At 48.3% G+C, this 724-nt stretch carries 1 protein-coding gene; it reads left to right on the top strand.

Annotated elements, in window-relative coordinates; all coding sequences use genetic code 11:
* On the top strand, window positions 1-724 hold a 724-nt coding region (gene accA, locus AB4653_RS08955), incomplete at both ends, for an acetyl-CoA carboxylase carboxyl transferase subunit alpha (RefSeq protein ID WP_372103893.1).

The raw sequence follows: 724 nt of genomic DNA, 5'->3' as shown, positions 1-724 counted from the left end.
GGTGCATGGCAGGTAGCTCAACTTGCTCGTCACCCTCAACGTCCTTACACCAAAGATTACCTGGAGCATGCCTTCACAGAGTTTGAAGAGATGGCGGGCGATCGCGCTTACGCTGACGACAAAGCAATAGTGGGTGGTATGGCTCGTCTAAATGGTCGTCCTGTTATGGTTATTGGTCACCAGAAAGGTCGTGAGACTAAAGAGAAAGTGATCCGTAACTTTGGTATGCCAAAGCCAGAAGGTTACCGTAAGGCACTTCGCCTAATGGAAACGGCTGAGCGTTTCAATATGCCAATCATTACTTTCATCGACACAGCGGGTGCATACCCAGGTGTTGGTGCAGAAGAGCGTGGTCAATCTGAAGCTATCGCTAAGAACCTAAAAGTGATGGCCGGCCTTTCAGTTCCAGTTATCTGTAACGTTGTAGGTGAAGGCGGTTCTGGTGGTGCACTAGCGATTGGTGTTGGTGATTACGTGAACATGCTTCAGTACTCTACATACTCAGTAATCTCTCCAGAAGGTTGTGCTTCAATCTTATGGCGTGATTCAGATAAAGCACCACAAGCTGCTGAAGCGATGGGCCTAGTAGCTCCTCGCCTTAAAGAGCTTGAGCTTATCGATGAAATCATCCCTGAGCCTCTAGGTGGCGCGCACCGCGATCCAATACAGACAGCTCAGAACATGAAAGACATGTTAGTTAAGCAGTTAGAAGAGCTAGAGCAAT

The sequence above is a fragment of the Vibrio sp. 10N.222.48.A3 genome (genome assembly GCF_041475345.1).
Lineage (GTDB): Bacteria > Pseudomonadota > Gammaproteobacteria > Enterobacterales > Vibrionaceae > Vibrio > Vibrio tasmaniensis_A.
Note: the sequence above shows the minus strand (reverse complement) of the source record. Positions and strands in the feature narration are given on the sequence as shown.